This window comes from Vreelandella arctica (assembly GCF_037070215.1).
Taxonomy (GTDB): domain Bacteria; phylum Pseudomonadota; class Gammaproteobacteria; order Pseudomonadales; family Halomonadaceae; genus Vreelandella; species Vreelandella arctica.
Window position 1 is genome coordinate 80,255 of the sequence record NZ_JBANSN010000009.1, and the last position, 21,864, is coordinate 102,118.

Annotated in this window: 23 protein-coding genes; 8 read left to right on the forward strand and 15 right to left on the reverse strand. The window is 54.8% G+C overall.

What is annotated here, in order from left to right:
* Nucleotides 1-12: 12 nt before the first annotated feature.
* The 4 genes from V8L70_RS10480 to V8L70_RS10495 form a co-directional block, all read right to left on the reverse strand.
* Nucleotides 13-1,521: a YifB family Mg chelatase-like AAA ATPase gene (locus tag V8L70_RS10480; protein ID WP_101146872.1), complete on the reverse strand. Its 1,509-nt coding sequence runs from the start codon at nt 1,519-1,521 to the stop codon at nt 13-15.
* Nucleotides 1,522-1,640: 119 nt separating this feature from the next.
* A complete protein-coding gene (locus V8L70_RS10485; protein WP_101146871.1) occupies nt 1,641-2,534 on the reverse strand; it encodes an ABC transporter substrate-binding protein in 894 nt (297 codons plus the stop codon).
* 159 nt (nt 2,535-2,693) lie between these two features.
* Nucleotides 2,694-4,796, reverse strand: a complete 2,103-nt coding sequence (locus V8L70_RS10490; protein WP_101146870.1) for a TonB-dependent siderophore receptor — start codon at nt 4,794-4,796, stop codon at nt 2,694-2,696.
* Nucleotides 4,797-4,955: 159 nt separating this feature from the next.
* Complete coding sequence (locus tag V8L70_RS10495; RefSeq protein ID WP_101146869.1) at nt 4,956-5,927, reverse strand: AraC family transcriptional regulator; 972 nt, start codon at nt 5,925-5,927, stop codon at nt 4,956-4,958.
* Nucleotides 5,928-5,997: 70 nt separating this feature from the next.
* On the opposite strand from V8L70_RS10495, the gene V8L70_RS10500 reads away from it, so the two are divergent.
* Complete coding sequence (locus V8L70_RS10500; protein WP_157826554.1) at nt 5,998-6,222, forward strand: hypothetical protein; 225 nt, start codon at nt 5,998-6,000, stop codon at nt 6,220-6,222.
* A 107-nt stretch (nt 6,223-6,329) separates the two neighbouring features.
* Here V8L70_RS10500 and V8L70_RS10505 read toward each other — a convergent pair whose 3' ends face one another.
* Nucleotides 6,330-6,677, reverse strand: coding sequence for an accessory factor UbiK family protein (locus tag V8L70_RS10505; RefSeq protein WP_101146867.1), 348 nt, complete (start codon nt 6,675-6,677; stop codon nt 6,330-6,332).
* Between the two features lie 357 nt (nt 6,678-7,034).
* On the opposite strand from V8L70_RS10505, the gene V8L70_RS10510 reads away from it, so the two are divergent.
* From V8L70_RS10510 to glnK, 3 genes are all read left to right on the forward strand, one after another.
* The gene (locus tag V8L70_RS10510) at nt 7,035-7,373 is read left to right on the forward strand and encodes a P-II family nitrogen regulator (RefSeq protein ID WP_007112359.1); all 339 of its coding nucleotides are present in this window, start codon (nt 7,035-7,037) and stop codon (nt 7,371-7,373) included.
* Nucleotides 7,374-7,446: 73 nt separating this feature from the next.
* A complete protein-coding gene (locus V8L70_RS10515) occupies nt 7,447-8,694 on the forward strand; it encodes an ammonium transporter (RefSeq protein WP_101146866.1) in 1,248 nt (415 codons plus the stop codon).
* A gap of 171 nt (nt 8,695-8,865) precedes the next feature.
* Nucleotides 8,866-9,204, forward strand: coding sequence for a P-II family nitrogen regulator (gene glnK / locus V8L70_RS10520; RefSeq protein WP_007112362.1), 339 nt, complete (start codon nt 8,866-8,868; stop codon nt 9,202-9,204).
* A gap of 82 nt (nt 9,205-9,286) precedes the next feature.
* On the opposite strand, the gene V8L70_RS10525 is transcribed toward glnK, so the two are convergent.
* The gene (locus V8L70_RS10525; RefSeq protein ID WP_008956562.1) at nt 9,287-10,063 is read right to left on the reverse strand and encodes a ferredoxin--NADP reductase; all 777 of its coding nucleotides are present in this window, start codon (nt 10,061-10,063) and stop codon (nt 9,287-9,289) included.
* A 179-nt stretch (nt 10,064-10,242) separates the two neighbouring features.
* On the opposite strand from V8L70_RS10525, the gene V8L70_RS10530 reads away from it, so the two are divergent.
* Entirely contained in the window at nt 10,243-11,169 is a 927-nt protein-coding gene (locus V8L70_RS10530) for a LysR family transcriptional regulator (protein ID WP_008956563.1), read from the forward strand.
* Between the two features lie 26 nt (nt 11,170-11,195).
* Here the strand turns inward: V8L70_RS10530 and V8L70_RS10535 are convergent, their stop codons facing one another.
* From V8L70_RS10535 to phnD, 6 genes are all read right to left on the reverse strand, one after another.
* Nucleotides 11,196-13,052 carry a methyl-accepting chemotaxis protein gene (locus V8L70_RS10535; RefSeq protein ID WP_336269345.1) on the reverse strand — a complete coding sequence of 619 codons (1,857 nt, stop codon included), beginning with the start codon at nt 13,050-13,052 and terminating at the stop codon, nt 11,196-11,198.
* Nucleotides 13,053-13,173: 121 nt separating this feature from the next.
* On the reverse strand, nt 13,174-13,605 hold the full coding sequence (locus tag V8L70_RS10540; RefSeq protein ID WP_008956565.1) for a host attachment protein: 432 nt from the start codon (nt 13,603-13,605) through the stop codon (nt 13,174-13,176).
* Between the two features lie 77 nt (nt 13,606-13,682).
* The gene (gene phnE / locus V8L70_RS10545; protein WP_336269346.1) at nt 13,683-14,492 is read right to left on the reverse strand and encodes a phosphonate ABC transporter, permease protein PhnE; all 810 of its coding nucleotides are present in this window, start codon (nt 14,490-14,492) and stop codon (nt 13,683-13,685) included.
* Nucleotides 14,486-15,298 (reverse strand): phosphonate ABC transporter, permease protein PhnE, encoded by an 813-nt coding sequence (phnE, locus tag V8L70_RS10550; protein ID WP_336269347.1) that lies wholly within the window; start codon nt 15,296-15,298, stop codon nt 14,486-14,488. The genes phnE (V8L70_RS10545) and phnE (V8L70_RS10550) overlap by 7 nt, the downstream gene beginning before the upstream one ends.
* A complete protein-coding gene (gene phnC, locus V8L70_RS10555) occupies nt 15,285-16,082 on the reverse strand; it encodes a phosphonate ABC transporter ATP-binding protein (protein WP_336269348.1) in 798 nt (265 codons plus the stop codon). The genes phnE (V8L70_RS10550) and phnC overlap by 14 nt, the downstream gene beginning before the upstream one ends.
* 56 nt (nt 16,083-16,138) lie before the next feature.
* Entirely contained in the window at nt 16,139-17,131 is a 993-nt protein-coding gene (gene phnD, locus V8L70_RS10560) for a phosphate/phosphite/phosphonate ABC transporter substrate-binding protein (protein ID WP_008956569.1), read from the reverse strand.
* A gap of 174 nt (nt 17,132-17,305) precedes the next feature.
* Here phnD and V8L70_RS10565 point away from each other — a divergent pair, with 174 nt between their 5' ends.
* The 3 genes from V8L70_RS10565 to V8L70_RS10575 all read left to right on the forward strand — a co-directional run bounded on the left by V8L70_RS10565 (nt 17,306) and on the right by V8L70_RS10575 (nt 19,419).
* Nucleotides 17,306-17,905, forward strand: a complete 600-nt coding sequence (locus V8L70_RS10565) for a histidine phosphatase family protein (protein ID WP_198556104.1) — start codon at nt 17,306-17,308, stop codon at nt 17,903-17,905.
* A gap of 50 nt (nt 17,906-17,955) precedes the next feature.
* Nucleotides 17,956-18,114: a hypothetical protein gene (locus V8L70_RS10570; protein ID WP_232774922.1), complete on the forward strand. Its 159-nt coding sequence runs from the start codon at nt 17,956-17,958 to the stop codon at nt 18,112-18,114.
* A gap of 135 nt (nt 18,115-18,249) precedes the next feature.
* On the forward strand, nt 18,250-19,419 hold the full coding sequence (locus tag V8L70_RS10575) for a sensor domain-containing diguanylate cyclase (RefSeq protein WP_232774921.1): 1,170 nt from the start codon (nt 18,250-18,252) through the stop codon (nt 19,417-19,419).
* A gap of 20 nt (nt 19,420-19,439) precedes the next feature.
* On the opposite strand, the gene V8L70_RS10580 is transcribed toward V8L70_RS10575, so the two are convergent.
* The 3 genes from V8L70_RS10580 to V8L70_RS10590 form a co-directional block, all read right to left on the reverse strand.
* Nucleotides 19,440-19,832: a RidA family protein gene (locus tag V8L70_RS10580; RefSeq protein ID WP_022521312.1), complete on the reverse strand. Its 393-nt coding sequence runs from the start codon at nt 19,830-19,832 to the stop codon at nt 19,440-19,442.
* A gap of 114 nt (nt 19,833-19,946) precedes the next feature.
* Nucleotides 19,947-20,675, reverse strand: a complete 729-nt coding sequence (locus V8L70_RS10585) for an amino acid ABC transporter ATP-binding protein (protein WP_035583650.1) — start codon at nt 20,673-20,675, stop codon at nt 19,947-19,949.
* 84 nt (nt 20,676-20,759) lie between these two features.
* A complete protein-coding gene (locus V8L70_RS10590) occupies nt 20,760-21,860 on the reverse strand; it encodes an amino acid ABC transporter permease (RefSeq protein ID WP_101146860.1) in 1,101 nt (366 codons plus the stop codon).
* Nucleotides 21,861-21,864 lie beyond the last annotated feature (4 nt).

Sequence of the window (21,864 nt, forward strand, 5' to 3'; positions counted from 1 at the left end):
TGCCGCTTTTCGCTAAGCTCCCTTCAGCATCCGATCCAACTGCCGGTAGCCAATCGCTTCAATAAAGTGCGGTTGAGTGGGTTTGGGTTCACCCTGCAGGTCGGCTAGCGTAAGCGCCACCCGCAAAACGCGGTGGTAGGCGCGGGCGGAAAGCTTGAGCTTTTCGAGCACGCCTGCAAGCCAGGCGCGTTCTTCATCATTCAGGTCGCAGGCGGCTTCCAGGGCTTTGCCGCTTAACTGACTGTTAAGCGCGCCGCGCGCCATTTGGCGCTCCCGCGCCGCGATTACCCGCCCACGCACCGCTTCTGATGATTCACCTTGGGTCTGCGCAGTAAGTTGTTCAGGTGGCAGCGCGGGCACTTCCACTTGGAGGTCGATGCGATCCAGCAGCGGCCCGGAAAGACGTGCTTGATAACGATGAATTTGGCTGGCGGTACACTGGCAACGCTGGCGCGGGTCGCCTAAGTGGCCGCAGGGGCAAGGATTCATGGCGGCTACCAATTGAAAACGAGCTGGATAACGGCGTTCATGGCTGGCGCGGGCTAAATGAATCGTACCTGTTTCCAGTGGCTGCCGAAGTACTTCTAATACGTTGCGGGAAAACTCGGGGAGTTCGTCTAAAAACAGCACGCCGTGGTGGGCGAGTGAAATCTCGCCGGGTTTGGGTTTCGAGCCGCCGCCGACTAGTGCTGCAGCGCTGGCACTGTGATGGGGTTGGCGAAACGGCCTTTTGCCCCAGTCAGCTTCCAGTGGCAGGCCGCAGACCGAGCGCACGGCGGCGACTTCCAGGGCATCCTCTTCGGAAAGCGGCGGCAGAATGCCCGGCAGGCGACTGGCCAACATGGTTTTGCCGGTGCCTGGCGGGCCTGCGAATATGAGATTATGACCCCCAGCAGCGGCGACTTCGAGCGCCCGCCGCGCCTGCTGCTGGCCGCGCACATCGGCGAGGTCATCCACCGGGGCGGTGGTTTTCACCGAGGCGCTGAGCTTGTGCGGGGGAATCTTCTCTTGGTCGAGTAAGTGCGCCACGACTTGCCAGAGCGTGTCGGCAGGCAGCACCGGTAAGTCGCCTGCCAGGGCCGCTTCATCGGCGCAGTCGCGGGGAATAATCAGCGCTTTTTTCGCCCGCCGCGTAGCCAGTGCAAAGGGCAGTATTCCCGGCACGGCGCGCAGTTTGCCATCTAGGGCCAACTCACCGGCACACTCCATACCTTCCAATGCTTCCACCGGAATTTGCCCAGAGGCGGCCAAAATGCCTAATGCAATAGGTAGATCAAAGCGGCCACCCTCTTTGGGAAGATCAGCGGGGGCGAGGTTCAACGTGATTCGTCGCGTATTAGGGAAATCAAAGCCTGCATTGACCAATGCACTGCGCACCCGTTCACGGCTCTCTTTGACGGCGGTTTCGGGTAAGCCCACTAACGTCAGGCCCGGCAAGCCATTAGCCAGATGCACTTCAACATGCACCGCGGGTGCGTCTAAACCTACGCCTGCGCGGGTGGCGACAATGGCTAATGTCATTGCAATTCCTCGCTGATGATGGGGGCCAACGTTACGCTTATATTATCTAAGCCTGCTTTACCATTATGGCTAAACTACCTTAGTTAAGCCCGCTTTGGTAGCGCTCAACGCTACTCCTCTTAAGGCTGCTCGCTGTCTGCTGCAGCGTCTTCCAACACCGCGGTCAGTTCCTTGGCAAAGCGTTGAGCCGAAGGTAATGCGCCGAAGCTCCATACCGGCGGTAGGCGTAGCAGGTTGTCATTCTTGACGCTGGGAAGTTGTTGCCACAGGCCGCTTTTTGCAAGCTGCTCTTCTACCCCGGCGGGGAGCGGGTCGATGATAACTAACATTGCCTCAGGGTAGCGTGCCAGCGCTTCAACCCCTACCAGCGCAAACCCCCAGGCGTTGGTGGGCTTGTCCCAGGCATTAGGGAGTTCGAGCTGCTCTAGAACAGCGTTGTAAAGACTGTTATCGCCAAAGACGCGCACGTGGCGGGCATCCATGAACTGCACCATGAGCAGTGGCGCGATTTCTGACTGTGAGCGGGACCGGGATTCGCGCAGCGTGGTCATCAAGGTTTGGGTTTCTTCGATCAGTTGCTCTGCCTGAGGCTGACGCTCGGTTAACTCGCCCAACTGGCGGGTCAGGGTTTGCATCTCTTGCCAGGTATCGGTGCCGGGCGAATAGAGCGCGAACGAGGTGACCGGTGCGATTCGCTCCAGGCGCGGTGTTAAGCCAGCGAACATGGGGGAGATCAGTATCTGTTCGGGCGGTACTTGGGCCAATAGCTCCAGATTGGGTTGGGTGCGCAGGCCCATATCAGTGGCACTGTTAAATATACGGGGCTCACCTACCCAGTCGTGGTAAGCGTCCTGTTGGGCAACGCTGCTAATAGGGGCGTCAATGGCCAGCAGGGTTTCGGCGATAGTCCAGTCGACCGTTGCCCACTGCGCCTTTGCCGTTGAAAAAGTCATTAGGCAAACGGCGAACAGCCCACAGCGTACAAATAAAGAGAGCAGGGTGGTTTGGCGCATGATGAAGAGAGGCCATCCAGAAAAATAAGAGCTGTATTTAAACGATAATATTTATTGTTTGCAAACATGAGTGCAGGTAAAAAAGCCCAGGCGCGGCGGCCTGGGCAAATATGTTCATGATTACTTCTCGATACTTAGGCAATGGCTCTGAGCGGAGGCTTAGAATCGGTAGTGAACGCTGGCAGTGATGCCCCGCTCGGCGCCAAAGTAGCAGTACTCCAGGGAGTTGCAGGAAGCCACGTACTCTTTATCCAGCAGGTTGCTCACATTCAGACGTGTCTCGACCCCTTCAACACCGAGTTGGCTAAGGTCATAGCCAACGGTGGCATCGACCAGGGTGTAGTCGGGCACGCTTTCGGTGTTGGACCGGTCAGCGGCGATATCCGCGTAGTGGCGTACGCCGACACCCATATCCACGCCGTTTAGCCAACCCTTGTTGCCCTCGTAGTGGCCCCACAGTTGAACCTGGTGTCGGGGTGAGTAAATCGCGTTATTGCCCTGGTTGCCGTCATCGCTTTTGGCGTAAGTGATATCGGTGAAGCTGTAGCCCGCCTGTAGCGAAAGGGTGTCGCTCAACCGTGTTTGCGCTTCCAGTTCCAGCCCTTGGGATTCGATTTCACCCACGGCCCGGTAAGGGTCAGTGGGCTGCTCTTTGGTGGCGACGTTCTCCTGGCTGATGTGGAACAGGGCCGCGCTGTACTGGCTGGCGCTGCCGTTTGGTTGGAATTTGACGCCGGTTTCCCACTGTTCGCCTTCCATCGGTTGCAGCAGATCGCCACTTTCATCCACGAAACTGGTGGGGGTGAACGCGGTGGAGTAGCTTAAGTAGGGCGCCACGCCGTTATCGAACAGGTAGACCACCCCGGCGCGGCCACTGAACTGGGTATCGCTGAGCGAGCTGGTATCCCCACTGTCGCGGTTGGTATTGTCGATATTCACCCAGTCGTAGCGGCCGCCCAGGGTGAAGCGCCAGTCATTGAGGGCGATTTGGTCTTGCAGGTAAACGCCGGTTTGGTCGATTTCGTGGCGTTCCCGCACCGGGGCGTAAAACTCGATGGGTTCGCTGCCATACACAGGGTTAAACGCATTGATCGACGGAAAATACCCGGATGGCCAAGAGACGTCGTTTTCCCGCTGCTGGTAATCCACCCCGAACAGCAGCGTGTGATCCATAAAGCCACTGCTAATGTTGGCTTCTAACTGGTTATCGAGCGTCCAGGCGTCTAGCGATTCATTGCTGCCGGAGTAGTAGCGGGTGAGTTCATCAGACGTAGGCGAGGTCCAGCCAAAACCGTAGACCTGATTGAGCACCACATCTGAATTGAGGTAGCGCATCAACTGCCGACCGGTCACCTGATCGTTAAAGCGGTGCTCCAGGGCGTAGCCGACCATGCGCTGGGTGCGCTCATAGGTGTCGTAATCCTCTTCGCCATCAAAGAAGTTGTTGCTGATCTTACGGCCATTGTGGGCGACCACGGCGCCTTCATAGGGGACGCCGGAGTGGTAGCCGCCTTCGGGTTCATCCTGCAAGTAGGCTTCTACCGTTAGGCTGGTGTCATCGGTGATATCCCAAGCGAGCCGGGGCGCAATGGCGTAGCGCTCCTCTTCTGCCGGGCCAAACTGGGTGTCCGCGGCGCTGGCAATGCCGGTCAGGCGAAAGGCCACCCGCTGCTCAGCGCCAAGTGGCCCGGTAAGGTCAAAAGCGGCGCTGCGCTGGTTATTATTACCCACTCGAAAACGCAGCTCACCGCCCTGTTCAAATTCGGGCCGCTTACTGTTCAGGGCGACCACTCCGCCAGGGGAGGCACGACCATAGAGCACCGAGGCGGGCCCGCGCACTACTTCGATACTTTCTAGAAACCACGGGTCGATATGCATGCTGCTATGGGAGTTGGCATCGCCCATGATCTTCAAACCATCTAAGAAAGTATTGCTCAAGCTACCGTCCGAAAACCCGCGCAGCACGAGATAGTCAAAACGGTTGGAGGCGCCGATTTGATTGCTATAAACGCCGGGCGTGTAGTCAGTGGCTCGCTGAACGGTGCTTACACCGCGGTTATCCATCTGTTCGCGCGTAATGGTAGAGACGCTCTGGGGTGTTTCGATAAACGGCGTCTCGACTTTGGTGGCGGCCTGCTGAGCGGTCACCGTGACGGTACCCAGCGTGGTGTTTTCCTGTGCATAAAGCGGTGATACCGACAGTGCTGCGATAACAGCGGCGCTAAGCGGAGAGCGTAGAAAGCGATGATGGGAAGTAAGCATGGGTGGTACCTGCAATAAAAAGCAATGAAGCAAACGTGTTAATGAGAATTATTACTTTTTATTGCAGTGGAAAGGTATGCGCAATGACAAAGGTGTTATGCCTGATGCCAAAAAATGCCTGGGAGAGGAACTTACTGCTAAAGACAAGTGAGTGGTGTCTTAATGGCGTTTCAACACAGCGTGGGGCGCCATCCCAAAAGCGCGCTTGAAAGCGGTGGCAAAATTAGTGGCGTGGCGATAACCGCTCGCATGGGCAGCCTGCTGCACACTATAACCACGCTGCAGATCGTGATATGCCTGGGTTAAGCGGCATTGGCGCAGGTGCTCAAAAAGTGAGTAACCGTAATAGGCGCGAAACTTCTGACGCAGGCTGCTAGGGCTCATGGCTACATCACGGGCCAAGCCATCCAAGCAGTAGTTCTTCATTGGTTGATCGGCAATCTGCTGGTGAAGCGTCGCCAGACAGCCGCGGTCTCGAGAGGTTAAGCGTGTTTCACGGTGATGGGAGGCAGAGCGTGCCGCCAGCGGCGATAACGGGTCAGCGGGTAAGCCATGACCGAGTAGTTGTAGCGCTAGCCCTTGCCACACCAGCGGTTGCCGGCAAGCACTTGTCGGCTGGTCGATGTTGGCGCGCAGGGCCAGAAGCAGCGCTTCAGGTAGCCGCCAGCGATGCAACAGCGGGGCTGCGGGGGATAGAGGAAGCCCATGAGGTTCTGTTGCGAGTACTGCAAGATTCACCGTGCGTAGGCGCGGCTGGGCGGGCTGACAGACCGTGAGCGAATGCTGAGAATTGAAGTGCGCGCACAGCCCATCGCCTGCCATGAGGGCAAAGCATTCAGAACCCACCGTGGCGGTGATATGACCTTCGAGCACAACGCTAATGAACCAGGGCACTGACTGGCGGGAAGTCGACCAGTAGGTACGCTCAACCTGTAGGTCCGAGAGCGTTAAATGGAGCGACGGGGAAAGGCTGACATCATGTACTTGGCCTTGGGCGACGGGCGCTACTTTTGCACACCTCCCCTCAATTCGATAATCGATGCCGAAGCGCAACCCCAATTGTTCCAGCGACTGCGACGTCAGGGTCTGCTGTGTTTGGTTTATAGGCGGGTGAGTCGCGAGTGATTTCATAGGTCATGCGCTATTGTTTTCAATGATATGCATCAAATTGGCGCATCAGTACGCAAGACGACTCGTCAAAATGAAAAAATCTGCGCTGGCAGAGGCCATCCCGCAGCGGCGTCGGCACCGGTTTGATCTATCTTGGTGCTTGCACGCGACTTATTTTTACCAGGTCGCCTTTCTCAACGGCTCCACTAGCGAAGAACGAATGGCGCTTGAAGATAACGGCTACACCAGGAAGGTATCATTGACAGCTAAAATGTCAATGATATTGATTCGTATTTATGAGGATGGGGAGGGCTGAGAGGGCATGATAGAGCAAGGCGACCATCATGACGGCAGACGTCGGCAATAGGTGATGTCACGCTATTGCCGATAACCGCTAACTAATTGACTAGGCAGTAAATGGGTTTACCGTTTGGTCGGTTTTTCGTCTTCATTGCTGTCACTGTCTGGCTCTGGCGTCGGCACCGGCGGTACTTCTGCTTCTACTGGCGTGGCGGTTGGCGCTGTGGAGGCTTCAACGGCTGCTTCAAGGTTAGCCACTTGGCGCTCTAACGCCTCTACCCGCGAACGCGTGCGCTGCAGTACGTCCATCAAAATATCGAAATCTTCTCTGGAAACAAGCTCAAGGCGGTCGAAGGCGCCACGCACGACTTGCTGTACGCCTTTTTGGATATCTTCCGGTGCCTGAGAGGCGTTTTGTAAACGGTCGCCAATCTGCTGGGCCAGTCGGCTGATGCGGTCTTGAGGCGCCATAGCTGCTCTCTCCTTAATAACTCACTAAATGAACATATATAAAAACGGCTTACCGTAAGGATACGCAACAGTTGGCGAATTCGCATGTGTCGAATGGATTAACTGCTCAGCGGGTGGTTTGCATCGAAATGGAGCAGGCAACATTTGCTTACGCCTTTTTTTGGTGCAATAGCCGTGGTGTGACGATGGATTTGACGAGATTAAGCGCTTTGAAAGACTTTCCTTGTTGTCTAATTAGCTGAATTATAAGAAAAAAAAGTCAGCTGGCACGGTATGCGCATTAACGGTTCAGGTGCTTATTCTGGCGGCTGTGCCGCTACCAATCTAGCAGGACTTATCCAGCAGGGGAGATCCGGGATGAAACTCATCACCGCTATCATCAAGCCATTCAAGCTCGACGATGTTCGTGAGGCACTCGCCGACAACGGAGTTCAGGGCATCACCGTTACTGAAGTTAAAGGGTTTGGCCGTCAGAAAGGGCATACCGAGCTGTACCGTGGCGCCGAATACGTTGTCGACTTTCTGCCCAAGGTAAAAGTGGAAGTGGCCGTCGACGATGCACGATTAGAAAGCGTGCTGGACGCAATCTGTAGCGCAGCCAACAGCGGAAAAATCGGTGACGGCAAGGTGTTTGTTACGCCACTGGAAGACGTGATTCGTATCCGCACCGGTGAGCGTGGCGCTGACGCCGTATAACGGACGCCACGCGAACAGGGCTGCATAGCCGTCTTTTGCGTATAACTTCTCATAGAATAACGGGGAACACCTTATGAATGAGTTAGCTGATTTGAGCTACGCGCTCGATACGTTCTACTTTCTAATTTGCGGCGTGCTGGTGATGTGGATGGCCGCAGGCTTCTCCATGTTGGAAGCGGGCTTGGTACGCTCCAAAAATACCGCTGAAATTCTGACCAAAAATATCGCGCTGTTTGCGATTGCCTGCACCATGTACCTGCTGGTGGGCTACTACATCATGTACTCCAGCAGCGCTGGCGGCTTTCTGCCTAACCTAGGCTTCCTGATTGGCGCTGAAAACAGCGTTGATGCGGTGACCGCAGGCGGCGATGACGCCCCCTACTACTCCATGCGTTCTGACTTCTTCTTCCAGGTAGTCTTTGTCGCCACCGCCATGTCGATTGTGTCGGGTGCCGTGGCCGAGCGTATGAAGCTGTGGGCATTCCTGGCCTTTGCAGTGGTGATGACCGCGTTTATCTATCCGGTGTCTGGCTACTGGACGTGGGGTGGCGGCTGGTTGTCTGAAGTTGGCTACTCTGACTATGCTGGCTCAGGCATTGTGCACCTTGCCGGTGCAGCTGCAGCACTCGCTGGTGTCATCGTGCTCGGGCCGCGTAAAGGCAAATATGGCAAAGATGGTTCTATCCACGCGATTCCCGGTGCCAACATGCCGCTGGCAACGCTGGGTACCTTCATTCTTTGGATGGGCTGGTTCGGCTTTAACGGTGGTTCCGAGCTCAAGCTGGCGGCCGTCGATTCTGCGAATAACGTGGCGCAAGTGTTTGTAAATACCAACGCTGCAGCAGCAGGTGGTGTGATTGCGGCACTGATTCTGGCCAAACTGTGGTTCCGTAAAGCGGACCTGACCATGGCACTGAACGGTGCGCTGGCGGGTCTGGTGGCAATCACCGCTGATCCGCTCTCTCCGACCGCACTAGGCGCCACGATTATTGGTGCAGTGGGCGGCATCATCGTTGTCGCTGCCATCGTCACCCTCGATAAAGTGAAACTGGATGATCCGGTCGGCGCGATCTCAGTGCACGGTGTTGTCGGGATCTGGGGCGTGCTGGCGGTGCCATTGAACAACGACGGCGCGTCATTTGGTGCTCAAATCATCGGTATTGCCGGTATCTTCGGTTGGGTCTTCCTGGCAAGCCTGGTGGTATGGCTAATCCTGAAAGCCATCATGGGTATCCGGGTCAGCGAAGAAGAAGAGTATGAAGGCGTTGATATCGCTGAATGTGGTCTCGAAGCCTACCCCGAATTTGGTATTAAGAAATAAGGTAATGCCTACCCATTGAGCTGGTGTGCTCCTTATAGCCTCCCCTAAAGTGGGAGGCTTTTTTATTCTCTGTCGATAGCGGTGTATGCTGGTGAGTAGCGGTTATCGGTTGCGATACTTGCAGCCCTTCAACTCAACCCCATCACGGCCACCCAGTTAGAGGATATGGTAATGAAATTGATCACAGCTATTATCAAGCCGTTCAAGCTTGACGATGTGCGCGAGTCGCTCTCCGACATCGGTGTACAGGGTATTACGGTGACGGAAGTGAAAGGTTTTGGGCGTCAGAAAGGGCATACCGAGCTGTATCGTGGCGCTGAGTATGTGGTGGACTTCCTGCCCAAGGTGAAGCTGGAAGTAGCCGTGGACGACGATATGGCCGAGCAGGTGATCGATGCCATCACCCAAGTCGCTAACACGGGTAAAATCGGCGACGGCAAAATCTTTGTGATGCCGTTAGAGCAGGTGATTCGTATCCGTACCGGCGAAACCGGTAAAGACGCCGTTTAAAGGCGCCAGCATACAAAACTCCCGCTAGCCGGTTTATATCCTCAAACCGAGTAGCGGGGGTTTTTAATGGCTAGTGGTTAACTTACTTTTCGACGAAAGCGCGTTCAATCACGTAGTCGCCCGGCTCGCCCATGCGCGGCGAGATATTTAGACCCAGCTCATCAAGCAGTGCGCTGGTATCGTCTAGCATGGCGGGGCTACCGCAGATCATGGCACGATCCTGACGCGGATCGATGGGCGGCAATCCGGTATCTTCGAACAGCTTACCGGTACGGATATGGTCGGTCAGGCGGCCCATGGTGTGGAACTCTTCACGGGTAACGGTCGGGTAGTAGACCAGCTTTTCAGTGATATCTTCACCCAGGTATTCGTGCGCGGGCAGCTCTTTGGTGATGAAGTCGGCGTAAGCCAGCTCAGAGACTTCACGCACACCGTGTACCAGCACGATTTTCTCGTAGCGCTCGTAAACGTCGGGGTCTTGGATCAAGCTCATAAAGGGCGCCAGACCAGTACCAGTCGAAAGCATGTAAAGGTTACGACCAGGCAGTAGATCATCGGTCACCAGCGTGCCGGTTGGCTTACGGCTGACCATGATCTGATCGCCCACTTTCAAGTGCTGTAGGCGTGAGGTCAGCGGGCCGTCGGGCACTTTGATGCTGAAGAACTCAAGGTGGTCTTCATAGTTGGGGCTGGCAATCGAGTAAGCGCGCATTAGCGGCTTGCCATTCACTTCCAGACCAATCATTACAAACTGACCGGTTTTGAAGCGCAGACTGCGCTCGCGTGTGGTGCGAAAGCTGAACAGGGTATCGTTCCAGTGATGAACGCTAAGCACTTCTTCCAGAGCAAACTTACTCATGCCGGTTCTCCATTAGTCGATGCTGGCGTTACACCGCATCGATCATATTCTTAAAAAGAATAAAAATGATTTAATAAGTTGCCAACAAGTCTAAGCAAAGGGTGGTATATCTGTTAAGCGAATTATATTGATATCGGTTATCTGAAAAATAGATATAGATCAAATAAAGGTCAGACTCTATGCACTACACTTTGCGGCAGTTGGAAGTTTTTGTAGCGGTCGCCCAGCATGAGAGCGTCTCCCATGCGGCGCGGGCGCTCTCCATGTCTCAGTCAGCGACCAGTACCGCGCTTGCCGAGCTGGAGCGGCAGTTCGATTGCCAGCTGCTCGATCGCATCGGCAAGCGCTTAAAGCTCAACGCACTGGGCTTTCAACTGTTGCCCAAAGCGGTGGCGCTGCTCGATCGGGGGGAAGAGATAGAAGAACTCCTGCGCGGCCAGCAGGGGGTTGGGTCGCTGGAGGTAGGCGCCACGCTAACCATTGGCAACTATCTAGCCACGCTGCTTATCAGCGATTTTATGCAGCGCCACCCTGGCAGCCGTGTACGCTTAGCGGTGCGCAATACCCGCCATATTATCGAAGGAGTGCGTCAACATTCGCTGGATTTAGGGCTGATCGAGGGGCAGTGCGACGATGAGATGATTATCAGCCAGCCGTGGGTAGAAGACGAGCTATGCGTGTTCTGCTCGCCGCGCCACCCACTGGCAGGCCGCGAGCACCTTGAGCTTGAGCAGCTACTGCGTGAGGACTGGATCATGCGTGAAGAGGGCTCGGGCACGCGTATGACGCTGGAGCACGCTGCGCGACACCGCCGCAGCCGGTTTAATACCTTGTTGGAACTTGAGCACACCGAGGGCATCAAGCGCGCCGTGGAATCAGGGTTGGGCATTGGCTGTGTCTCACGCCTAGCCCTGCGCGATGCCTTCCGGCGCGGCAGCTTGGTACCGCTGCCCACGCCGGAGTTGGATTTGAAGCGTCAATTCACCTTTATATGGCACCGCCACAAGTACCTCACCACCGGTGTGCGTGAGTTCTTGCGGCTATGCCGTGAAATGACCGCTGGGGCTAAACGCAGTGACGATATTGCGCTGCCGCCGATTCCTTAACATCTCCACTGGCTTTGCTCTTGAGATTAGGTGGTATAGGCTCTGGCGTTGCTTAATGCTAACGGAGCAGACGCTGATTCTGAAAGTTTGAAGCCGCCCACTGCATCTGCCAAGCGTAGTGACTGATCTTTTAGCTGCTCAGCTGCAGTGGTGGATTCTTCCACCATGGCGGCATTCTGTTGCGTCATGCGGTCGAGTTCGGACACGGCAATATTGACCTGACTGATACCATCACTTTGCTCACGCGTAGCGGCGGTAATTTCGTTCAATACATCGGTTACACGAGTGATGCTAACGACAATCTCTTGCATGGTAGAGCCCGCGCTCTTAACCAACTGAGTACCGTTGGTAACAGTTTGGTGAGAAGTATCTATGAGCGTTTTGATCTCACTGGAGGCATCGCTGCTGCGCTGAGCCAGTTTACGTACTTCATCGGCTACCACTGCAAACCCACGGCCATGCTCACCAGCGCGTGCAGCCTCTACAGAGGCATTCAATGCCAGCAGGTTGGTCTGGAAGGCGATGCCATCCATGAACGTAACAATCTCTCTGATTCGCGTAGATGAAGCCGAAATATCGTCCATGGTGGCAACAACCTGGCCCACTACGTCACCACCGCGGTTCGCTACTTCAGATGCGTCTAACGACAGTTGATTAGCATGTTGTGCCGAGGAAGCGGTATGTTCGATAGTGCTGGTGATTTCTTCAATGGAAGCAGAGCTCTGCTGAAGGCTTGAGGCCGCATTGTCGGTGCGCCGCGATAAATCCTGGCCACCAAGGGCGATTTCACTGGCCGCGGTTTGAACCGATTGGCTGCTGTCACGAATGGTGAGCATGACACCATCCATTTTCGCGACAAACTGGTTAAAGGCGCTGGCAATTTGTGCCACCTCGTCGCGACCATCTTCTGATAAGCGCTGAGTTAAATCGCCGCTGCCGCTGGCTATGCTCATCAATGCATTGCGCACGCTAAGCAAACGACGCAGGAGAAAAGTTAACAGCAGGCCAAATGTAATTATCGTGATGCCAGCAACAATGATTAGCGTCACAATGGATGTTGTCGCGATTGCCCGAAGGCCCGTTGTGGCTTCGGCTTCATCTAACGCCACCACTAATTGCCAACCGCTACTGCCACCTACCGGACTGCCTAAAAGTAATTTGTCGCTATCTTGTAGTGTGAGGGCAATGGGTGTGGAGGCACGGGACAGTTGGTCGAGCATCGCAGGGGTAAGCTGTGCGCTAATTGCTGATACAGGCTCTAGTGTTAAGTTAGCATCAGGGTGAGCGACGAGCGTGCCGTCATTCGTAGTAAGAAAACCAAAGCTAGCGTCTGTCGGTGCAATGCCGCTAACAATCTCTATGACATCAGTGATGGCAATATCGGCCCCAACCACAGCTGCTAGCTTTTCGTTTTGATAATAAGGGCGCGCAAACGTAACGATAAGGCCACCGCTTTGGGCATCTACATAGGGGGTAGTAATAATGGTTTCTCCTGCACTTACCGCGTCTTGGTACCAGGGACGCTGGCGAGGATCATAATCACTAGGGGGCTCCCAGCCATCGGAAAAAATAGCGGCTGACGTAGAGGGGTGGGCAATGTAGGTACTCATGAAATTGCCTGAGGACTCTAATTGGCGCAGCGCGGCAAGCGGGTCATCGCTATTAACCGCATCTTCCATACTGGACAGCATCGTATAGCGTGCGCTAAACCACTCGTTGATAGCTTGCGTATTACCTTTAACCACGGCACTTAGATTACGGGTTATTTGTTGATTATTATGGTGTTTTACCGTGGTATAGCTGGCAATGCCGTTAATCATCAGGGCAAGAGTAATCACTACTAGCGCAGCTAGTAGAATGCGTGCTCGGAGGGTAGAAAACATGATCGCTCTCGACGTCGAAGTGCATGTCAGTACCCAGGGAGGCACTGTTGATAGAACTTCTTAGTATCGGCGAGAGCGACCACTACTTTAGGTTAGTAAGGAGATTGTAAAGTTAATACGTCTAACGTAAGTCGCTCACGGCAGTTTGAATTTCTGCTAGCGAGGCTTTGCTTAGGTCTTTCGAAAGGGAGTGAATGACCAGTTTCTGGGTCGGGCCATCAAGCTTGTCACGCAACAGGCCTAAAAATTTAGGTGGGGCGACCATGATTAGCTTTTCCAGGCTGTTCTTAACCCGCGCACTGTAGAGGTGTTGAGCGACCTCTTTAGCAAACAGTTCATTCTCGTGCTGTGAAGCAACGTTTTCTTCTCCAGAAGAGCGTGACGTAGAGGATGTTGACTCATGCACATCGGCGCCGCGGCGATCAGTGATTAAATCGCCTTCATGAAGTCTTCCTGCTGCATGTACCAGGCTTTCCTTTTCGGCAAGATTAAGCGAATCACGGGTAAAAATACGCGCGCGAGCGGCGTCGGCTACCACGATATAAGTTGTCATCGCTGTGCATACTCCTTGTCGTTGATGATCCTTTAAACATGGCAAGCGTTTGGCGCTAGGTCAAACGCTTAGGCCACCTACAGGACTTTGCCGCGCAGCAAACTGGTGATGGCTTCGCCAATCAGCACCAGCACAATAATGGCAATCAAAATGGTCGCCACGGTTGGCCAGGCAAAGGTGTCAATGGCACCTTGCAGGATCACCCCAATACCGCCCGCACCCACTAAGCCAAGCACTGTCGATTCGCGGATATTGATATCCCAGCGCAGGATCACAATGGCAAAAAAGGCTGGCATGACCTGAGGCACAATCGCATAGGCAACCACTTTGGCCTTGGAGGCGCCGGTGGCTTCCATCGCCTCTACGGGGCGTCGGTCGATTTCCTCGATTGCCTCGCCCATCAACTTGCCGATAAAGCCAATGGAGCGAAATACGATGGCGAGTATCCCTGCTAGCACGCCAGGACCAAAAATTGCCACGAATAGCAGCGCCCAGATAATGGTGTTTACCGAACGGCTGGAGACGAGAATAAAACGCCCCAGCCACAGGCAGGTACGGTTTGGCGTAGTGTTTTGGGCCGCAATATAGGCCACCGGTAAGGCCAAGAAAATGGTTAAGAAGGTCGCCAGGGTGGCGATATGCACGGTCTCAATGAGCGCTGCGATAATGCCATTAAATCCCGCTGCACTGGGCGGCCACATGCGCCCCCCAAGCGCAGAGATTTGGTTAGGCGCATCCCATACCCAGGGCCAAAAAATATCAATGTCGCGCACCGTCCAGACCACTACTATCAAGGTGGCTAGGAGCACGGCGTAGCGAATAAGGCGTTGCTTGCGGTCGTAACGTTGCCAAACACGGTCGGCAAGTTGCTGTGCGTGATCTACCATATTTTTTTCCTTACCCAGCCGCTGACACCTTCGCTGAGCAAAATGACCGCGATAATAACGAGCAGAATCGCAAAGGCGAAATCGTAATCGTAGCGCCCAAAGGCGTTCATGAGCGTGCCGCCAATGCCGCCTGCCCCCACGATTCCAACCACTGCTGAGGCGCGAAGGTTGCTGTCCAATTGGTACATGGAAAGGCCGACCTGGCGTGGCAGTATTTGCGGGAAAACCGCATAAAATAGAATCGCCAAATAGCCCGCTCCCGCGGCTTTCATCGCTTCAACCTGCCCCCAGTTAATTTCCTCGATTTCTTCGGCGAGCAGCTTGCCGACAAAACCAATCGAATAGAGCGTGAGGGTAAGGATACCCGCCAGCGGACCAAAGCCGACAGCAGCGACGAACAGAATCGCCACGATCACCGGGTGGAAGCTGCGTGAGACAATAATCACTGCTCGGCCAATGATGTAAATCGGCATTGGAGCGATATTGCGCGCCGCCATCACGGCAAAAGGAATAGAGAGCAAAACCCCCATCAATGTGGCCAAAATGGCGATTTGAAAGCTCTCTTTAAAACCTGTCAGCAGTAGCTCGTAGCGCTCTAAATTGGGCGGGAAGCCGCCACTAAAAATACGCGTGGCGCGAGGCAACCCTTCAGAGATTCGCGCCCAGTTGAATGGCAGCGAGCCGAACGCCCAGACCAAATAGACTACGGCGACGATGATCAAACCGTAGCGCAGCAGCGGATTGGCGATAAACGGCGGCTTTTTCCAAGTACGTGGTGAGGCAGTGGTAGCGTCAGGCGGAGTCATGGGCGCGCTCCTCCGCTGGATTCTCGGTGATCGCATCGTCCGGTGCTTCAATGCCGCCGTAAATGGCGTCTAGCGCGTCTTTGTTGAAGTCGGCAGGCAACCCATCAAAGATCATCTTGCCGTGGCGTAGACCCACTATGCGCTCGGTATAGGTTTTGGCCTGTGCCACGTTGTGGATATTAATGAGCACCGGCAGCGACAGCTCGCTGGCCAGGCTCTGCAGCAGTATCATGATCTGCTCGGAGGTGCGTGGGTCGAGAGAGGCCGTTGGTTCGTCTGCCAGCAGGACTTCAGGTTCCTGCATTAGCGCACGAACCACGCCTACCCGCTGGCGCTCACCGCCGGATAGCTCATCCGCGCGCTTGTTGGCGTAGTGAGCGATTCCCACCCGCTCCATCAGCACAAACGCACGTTCAATATCTGCCTGGGGATAGCGGCGCGATATCGCTTGATAGAGATTGACGTAACCCAACCGCCCGGCCAGCACGTTCTCCATCACGGTCAAACGATCCAGCAGATTAAAGCCCTGGAACACCATGCCGATTTTGCGGCGAGCACGGCGCAGTTCAGCGCCTTTCAGGTTCACCAGCTCATTGCCGTTGAGTTTGATTGAGCCAGAGGTGGGCTCGACCAGGCGATTAATACATCTCAGCATGGTGCTTTTACCTGCACCCGAGGCGCCTACGATAGAAACAACACTGTTCCCATTTACCTTGAGGTCAAGCCCTTTCAGCACGGCTTCATCGTGACCATAACGTTTGACCAGATTGGTAATTTCCAGCATGTGTCCGCTTCCATCGTCGAGAAAATAACCGCACCGCCGGAGGCGATGCGTTACGTTTACTCTTCCAGATTTTCTGGCGTATAACTCACATCATTAGCCGCCTGAATGGTGCGGATTACCTTCCAGTTATCCTGGTAGTTGATGGGAATAAATTTCTCGACGCCTTCAAACTCCTCTCCTAGCTCGGTGCCGACAAAATCAAAGCTGAAAAAGGCTTCTTCGATTTTTTTGACCAGATCTGGGTGCAGGTTATGGGCGTAGTTGTAAGACGTGGTGGGGAAGCGGTCGGACTCAAAAATCAGCCGCACGTCCTCTTCATCGTAAAGGCCGCGGGCGGCCATCCGCTCGACGACTTCAGAGGCCACAGGAGCGGCGTCATAGTCTTGGGCCACAACACCTAGCATGGACTGATCGTGGCTACCCGAGTAGACAACCTCGTAATCTTCATCGGGCGTAATGCCGAGTTCAGGCAGCAGGGCGCGAGGGGCCAAGTTCCCCGAGTTGGAGGTGGGCGAGGTGTGGGCGACACGCTTACCTTTGAGGTCTTCTACCTCGTGAATGTCGGAATCGACGTGGGTAAATAGCTGCAGGGTATAACCAAATTGGCCGCTATCAGAGCCCATCAATGCAAATGGCACAGCACCAGCCAAATTCACCGCAAACGGTGTGGGGCCGGTAGAGAACCCAGCAATATGCAGCCGCCCGCTGCGCATGGCTTCTACCTGCGCCGCGTTGGACTGCACCGCGAAGAAGCGCACATCGCGCTCGGTGACTTCCGCCAAGTGATCGATAAAGGGCTGCCAGATATCTGAATAAATGGCCGGATCTTCTACCGGGGTATAGGCAAAGATCAGCGTATCGGGATTAACCCACTCAGACTCGTCAGACGGACGATCAGCGACCATATCGCCATCTTCGTCGCAATAAATGGCAGCCAAATCACCCCGCTCACACTCAGCGAAAGCAGGTGTTGTTAACAGGGCGAGCGGAAGGAGTGATGCGGCGGTAAGCATTGCAAGCGGGCGCTTGCGGAAGAGCGAAGTTGCCATGGTATGCCTCGTTTGTACGGTTATTGTTGTGTGCTTGCTATGGTTAATGCTGTGTTCTCTTCACTGCGATTTGCTACTTATGAAAACGAAAAATGGTTCGTAAGTGGACATTCCGCGCGAAGGATGGTTATTTTCGAAAGCAGACACCTTCAATCTAGGGTTTGTGACAAACTTATGTCAAATACTTTACAGTCTCCCTCCGACCATTGGCGCAATCGCTATTTATTAATGCGCCACGGCCACAGCCAAGCAAACCAACAGGGGCTAATTATCAGCAGCCCTGAGCGCGGTATTAACGAGTTTGGTCTCTCGGCGATCGGCGAGCGCCAGCTTGCCCAGGCGGTGGCTGAGAGGGGGTGGCCTGTGCCCACCAAAGTGGTGCATTCAGATTTTTTAAGGACGACCCAAACGGCTGCCCAGGTGGCGAGCGCTTTTAAGCTTGAGATGGCAGTAGATAAGCGCTTGCGGGAGCGTTATTTTGGCGAATTCGATGGGCAGACTGATGCGCATTATCCTGACGTATGGGCACTGGACAGCCGTAATGCCGATCATACTCATCATCAGGTGGAAGCCGTTAGTTCAGTAGCGGCGCGCATGAGCGCCGTGATGGAAGGGCTAGAACAGCAATACGCAGGTGAAATCATCCTGTTGGTAAGCCATGGCGACCCGCTGCAAATCCTGCTCACGGCGCTAGCCGGGAAACCGCTGACGACCCATCGTGAGCAAACGCCGTTAGCACCCGCTAGCATCACTCTTTATGGGCATGGTGTGTAATCCACAGAAAGCTGTGTGATAGTCTCTAAGAAAAGTAAAGAGATCCTGTTATGCCTGCTCCTTTTTCGCCGGATGCGCCGAGCCTGCTAAATGCCCTTGCCGTGGGTAGCCGTGCGTTAATCGACGCGCACTTTTGGAGTGAAGGAGTCGATAAGCTATTGGCGGCGCTAGGAGAGGCATCGGGTGTCAATCGCGTGTGGATATTTTAAACCATAGAACGCAGCCCAAACGGTGTCCTGCAGGATTTTGTTTTTGAGTGGGCGTCTTCCTCGCACTATCGTGAGCGAACGCAAAAACGCTTTCGCTTTTTTACCACGCTGATCGACGATGCCGAGTATGAGGAAATGGTCAATCGTCGTGAGCGCGGTGAATCGCACACCTGTATTACCTCGAAGGTGGATCTGGGAACGCTGCGCGACAATTTGGAAAGCCAGTCGATTCAATCAATGGTCACTGTTCCGATTATGGTGAATGGTCAGTGGTGGGGCACCTTGGGCTTTGACGACTGTGAGCGCGAAGTTGACTGGGAGGGGGCGGGGTTGCAGGCGCTAGTGATCGGCGCCGAACTGATCGCCTCGGCTATCTATCGTCAGCAGCTTACCCGCAGGCAGCGTCAGGTTGATCTGCTGCAGCAGGTCGCCGCATGCGGCACCTGGGAGATCAACACGCGCAGCGGCGCCACCTGGTGCTCTTCGGCGTTGTTGCTTTCGCTGGGATACCCTGGCGATTACGCCATGCTCCCGTTGCGTCGCTTACTGGCCCATGCCATGCCCGCCGACCGATTAAGGGTGTTTGGTGTGATTCGCGAGTGCTATCAGCGACTGCAAACCCATTGTCGTATTGATGTCCAGCTTAGGGTCGCATCCGGGCAGTGGCGCTGGCACGAGTTGGTGATGGAAAGCTATTACACCGAGGATGGCTATTTGGCGCGTATCGGCGGTCTAGTCATCGACATTAGCCAACGCAAAAATATCGAAGAGCAAGCCTGGGCAGCAGCGGAGTTTGACGCCTTGACCGGCACGCGCAACAGACGCGGCTTGGCTAATCACTTAGCGCAACTCAATGAGCGCCCTGTAGCGGCAGCCTATTACTTGCTGATGATTGATATTGATTACTTTAAAAATATCAATGATCGCTACGGCCACCCCGCAGGGGATGAGCTATTGGTGGAGATGGCAAAGCGTGTCCATGATGCCCTGCGGCCCGAGGATTGTCTGGCAAGGCTTGGCGGTGAAGAGTTTGCCGTTACGGCAGGTGATTTATCGCACCAACAGGTAGTCCAGCTAGGCGAGCGTATTCGCGAACGAATAGCCCGGGAGCCGTTTTATCTGACGGCGGGCGAGTCCCAAACGCCGACGGTGGTGACACTCACGGTCAGCGTGGGGATTGCACCACTGGCGCTCACCAGTGATTTAGACCACAGTCAGGCAGTCGCCGTTGCCCAGGCCGACCAAGCGCTCTATGCCGCCAAAGAGGCGGGGCGAAATTGCGTTGTGGCGCACTGGCAGCCGTGAGAATAGCCTACTGATAAGGTTTATTGTTGCGACGGCGGAATCCAGGCAATCATATCGACTTCCACATCGGCACCGCCCGCAAGGCCGGTCACCCCAATGCAGGTGCGGGTAGGCAGCGGCTGGGGGAAGTAGCTCGCATAAACCTTATTGACCTCGTCAAAGTGGCCCATATTGGTAATAAACACCCTTGACTGCACCACATACTCGAAGGCGCTGCCAACTTCTTCCAGCACAATCGCTAGGTTCTGCATCACCCGGTGGGTCTGCTCGGTGAAAGTCCCCAATAGCATTTCGTTGGTTTCCGGCACCGTCGGCATTTGCCCCGTGATAAACACCAGATCACCTACGCGGCACGCATGAGAAAACGGTGCGATAGGCTGTGGCGCGCGGTCAATAAACAGCTTTTCAATCATGCCTTTGTCCTTTATTTGATAGCCATTTTTTAAAGTCTGTTAACCATCATGGGCCTCAAATGAGACCCATGATGACGTACTTATCAACAGCTGCTTTGTCGATTGGGCTGTGGATTAATGCCCCAGAATCTGGCTCAGGAACAACTGGGTGCGTTCAGACTGCGGGTTATTGAAGAATGGTTCAGGCGCGTTTTCTTCAATGATTTGACCCTGATCCATAAAGATCACTCGGTCAGCGACCTTTTTGGCGAAGCCCATTTCGTGGGTGACACAAATCATCGTCATGCCCTCTTCCGCCAGTTCCACCATAACGTCCAGCACCTCTTTGATCATCTCGGGGTCTAGGGCGGAGGTGGGCTCGTCAAACAGCATCACGTCAGGGTGCATGCACAGTGAGCGGGCGATGGCCACGCGTTGCTGCTGGCCGCCCGAAAGCTGCCCGGGGTACTTGGTGGCCTGCTCTGCAATGCGCACCCTTTCAAGGTACTCCATGGCCAGCGCTTCGGCTTCTTTACGGGGCTTCTTCTGAACCCACATTGGCGCGATACAGCAGTTTTCCAGCACCGTTAAGTGAGGAAACAGGTTGAAGTGCTGAAACACCATACCCACGCTGCGGCGAATCTGCTCTATACGCTTAACGTCCTGGGTTAGCGGTACGCCGCCCACTACGATTTCACCTTTTTGGTGCTCTTCAAGGTGGTTAATGCAGCGAATTAGCGTTGATTTGCCCGACCCCGAAGGGCCGCATACCACGATCCGTTCGCCGCGTTTTACTTCAAGGTAGATATCGCGCAGTACGTGAAAATCGCCGTACCATTTGTTGACGTTGCGCATCTCGACCATCAGGTCAGAAGTACTGGCGTCAGTGGTGTTGGTGGCTGCTTGTGTCATGTTGAAATCCTACTTAAATCGTAAAGAAATGCGGCATCAGTGCTTATGGCCGGTATTAAGCTTGCGTTCCAGGTACTGGCTGTAGCGCGACATGCTGAAACAGAAAATCCAGAACACGAACGCCGCAAATACATACCCCTCGATTGAGAAGCCCAGCCAGCGCGAGTCGGAAAGCGCCGCTTGCACAATGCCCAGCAGGTCAAACAGCCCGATGATCATCACCAGGGTGGTGTCTTTAAATAGGGAGATAAACGTATTAACGATACCGGGAATCATCATCTTAAGTGCCTGCGGCATGACGATGAGCCCCATACGCTTCCAGTACGTCATCCCCAGCGCTGCGGCAGCTTCGTCCTGGCCTTTGGGGATCGCCTGCAAACCACCGCGAATCACCTCCGCCATGTAGGCGCTTTGGAACAGCGTGAGGCCGATCAGGGCGCGCACCAGGCGATCCACGCTGATTTCTGAAGGCAAGAACAGCGGCAGCATCACCGAGGCCATAAACAGAATGGTAATCAGTGGTACACCGCGCCAGAACTCAATGAAAATCACGCAGAAGGTTTTGACGATGGGCATGTTCGAGCGTCGCCCAAGGGCGAGCACGATACCAATCGGTAGCGCGCCAATCATGCCTACGCTGGCCAAGAGCAGGGTCAGCATCAAGCCGCCCCAGCGGTGGGTCGAGACACGCGGTAGGTCAAAGTAGCCGCCGTGGAGCAACACGTAGGCGATGACCGGGAAGATTAGCAGCGCAAACAGGGCCATCCAGCGCTTAAAGGGCAGGCGAGGAATGACCATCCAAGCAATAATGGCCGCAAACATGGCAAACACGATGTTGGCACGCCAATACTCTTCGCTTGGGTAGAGGCCATACATGAACTGGGAGAAACGCGCGTTGACGAAGACCCAGCAGGCGCCCGCCCGTGTGCAGTCTTCGCGGCTGTCGCCCACCCAGTTGGCATCGATAAACGCCCACTGAACGGTTGGCACCACCAGCAGATACAGTACGTACAGGCCCAACAGCGTGAAAACACTATTGATAGGACCGTTGAACAGGTTGCCTCGTAGCCAGGCAACCGGGCCGATCGTGCCTTTAGGCGCCGGACGCTGAGGTATGGTTTCTTTGTTGTGAATCATGGGG

Excerpts from the sequence above, each read along its gene's own strand:
- phnE (WP_336269347.1), bottom strand. The coding sequence starts at position 15,298 with ATGACTCCGCCTGACGCTACCACTGCCTCACCACGTACTTGGAAAAAG.
- phnD (WP_008956569.1), bottom strand. The coding sequence starts at position 17,131 with ATGGCAACTTCGCTCTTCCGCAAGCGCCCGCTTGCAATGCTTACCGCC.
- V8L70_RS10490 (WP_101146870.1), bottom strand. The coding sequence starts at position 4,796 with ATGCTTACTTCCCATCATCGCTTTCTACGCTCTCCGCTTAGCGCCGCT.
- V8L70_RS10485 (WP_101146871.1), bottom strand. The coding sequence starts at position 2,534 with ATGCGCCAAACCACCCTGCTCTCTTTATTTGTACGCTGTGGGCTGTTC.
- V8L70_RS10590 (WP_101146860.1), bottom strand. The coding sequence starts at position 21,860 with ATGATTCACAACAAAGAAACCATACCTCAGCGTCCGGCGCCTAAAGGC.
- phnE (WP_336269346.1), bottom strand. The coding sequence starts at position 14,492 with ATGGTAGATCACGCACAGCAACTTGCCGACCGTGTTTGGCAACGTTAC.
- V8L70_RS10505 (WP_101146867.1), bottom strand. The coding sequence starts at position 6,677 with ATGGCGCCTCAAGACCGCATCAGCCGACTGGCCCAGCAGATTGGCGAC.
- V8L70_RS10580 (WP_022521312.1), bottom strand. The coding sequence starts at position 19,832 with ATGATTGAAAAGCTGTTTATTGACCGCGCGCCACAGCCTATCGCACCG.
- V8L70_RS10510 (WP_007112359.1), top strand. The coding sequence starts at position 7,035 with ATGAAACTCATCACCGCTATCATCAAGCCATTCAAGCTCGACGATGTT.
- V8L70_RS10480 (WP_101146872.1), bottom strand. The coding sequence starts at position 1,521 with ATGACATTAGCCATTGTCGCCACCCGCGCAGGCGTAGGTTTAGACGCA.
- V8L70_RS10515 (WP_101146866.1), top strand. The coding sequence starts at position 7,447 with ATGAATGAGTTAGCTGATTTGAGCTACGCGCTCGATACGTTCTACTTT.
- V8L70_RS10585 (WP_035583650.1), bottom strand. The coding sequence starts at position 20,675 with ATGGTCGAGATGCGCAACGTCAACAAATGGTACGGCGATTTTCACGTA.
- V8L70_RS10500 (WP_157826554.1), top strand. The coding sequence starts at position 5,998 with ATGAAAAAATCTGCGCTGGCAGAGGCCATCCCGCAGCGGCGTCGGCAC.
- V8L70_RS10530 (WP_008956563.1), top strand. The coding sequence starts at position 10,243 with ATGCACTACACTTTGCGGCAGTTGGAAGTTTTTGTAGCGGTCGCCCAG.
- glnK (WP_007112362.1), top strand. The coding sequence starts at position 8,866 with ATGAAATTGATCACAGCTATTATCAAGCCGTTCAAGCTTGACGATGTG.
- V8L70_RS10525 (WP_008956562.1), bottom strand. The coding sequence starts at position 10,063 with ATGAGTAAGTTTGCTCTGGAAGAAGTGCTTAGCGTTCATCACTGGAAC.
- V8L70_RS10565 (WP_198556104.1), top strand. The coding sequence starts at position 17,306 with ATGTCAAATACTTTACAGTCTCCCTCCGACCATTGGCGCAATCGCTAT.
- V8L70_RS10495 (WP_101146869.1), bottom strand. The coding sequence starts at position 5,927 with ATGAAATCACTCGCGACTCACCCGCCTATAAACCAAACACAGCAGACC.
- V8L70_RS10570 (WP_232774922.1), top strand. The coding sequence starts at position 17,956 with ATGCCTGCTCCTTTTTCGCCGGATGCGCCGAGCCTGCTAAATGCCCTT.
- V8L70_RS10575 (WP_232774921.1), top strand. The coding sequence starts at position 18,250 with ATGGTCAATCGTCGTGAGCGCGGTGAATCGCACACCTGTATTACCTCG.
- phnC (WP_336269348.1), bottom strand. The coding sequence starts at position 16,082 with ATGCTGGAAATTACCAATCTGGTCAAACGTTATGGTCACGATGAAGCC.
- V8L70_RS10540 (WP_008956565.1), bottom strand. The coding sequence starts at position 13,605 with ATGACAACTTATATCGTGGTAGCCGACGCCGCTCGCGCGCGTATTTTT.
- V8L70_RS10535 (WP_336269345.1), bottom strand. The coding sequence starts at position 13,052 with ATGTTTTCTACCCTCCGAGCACGCATTCTACTAGCTGCGCTAGTAGTG.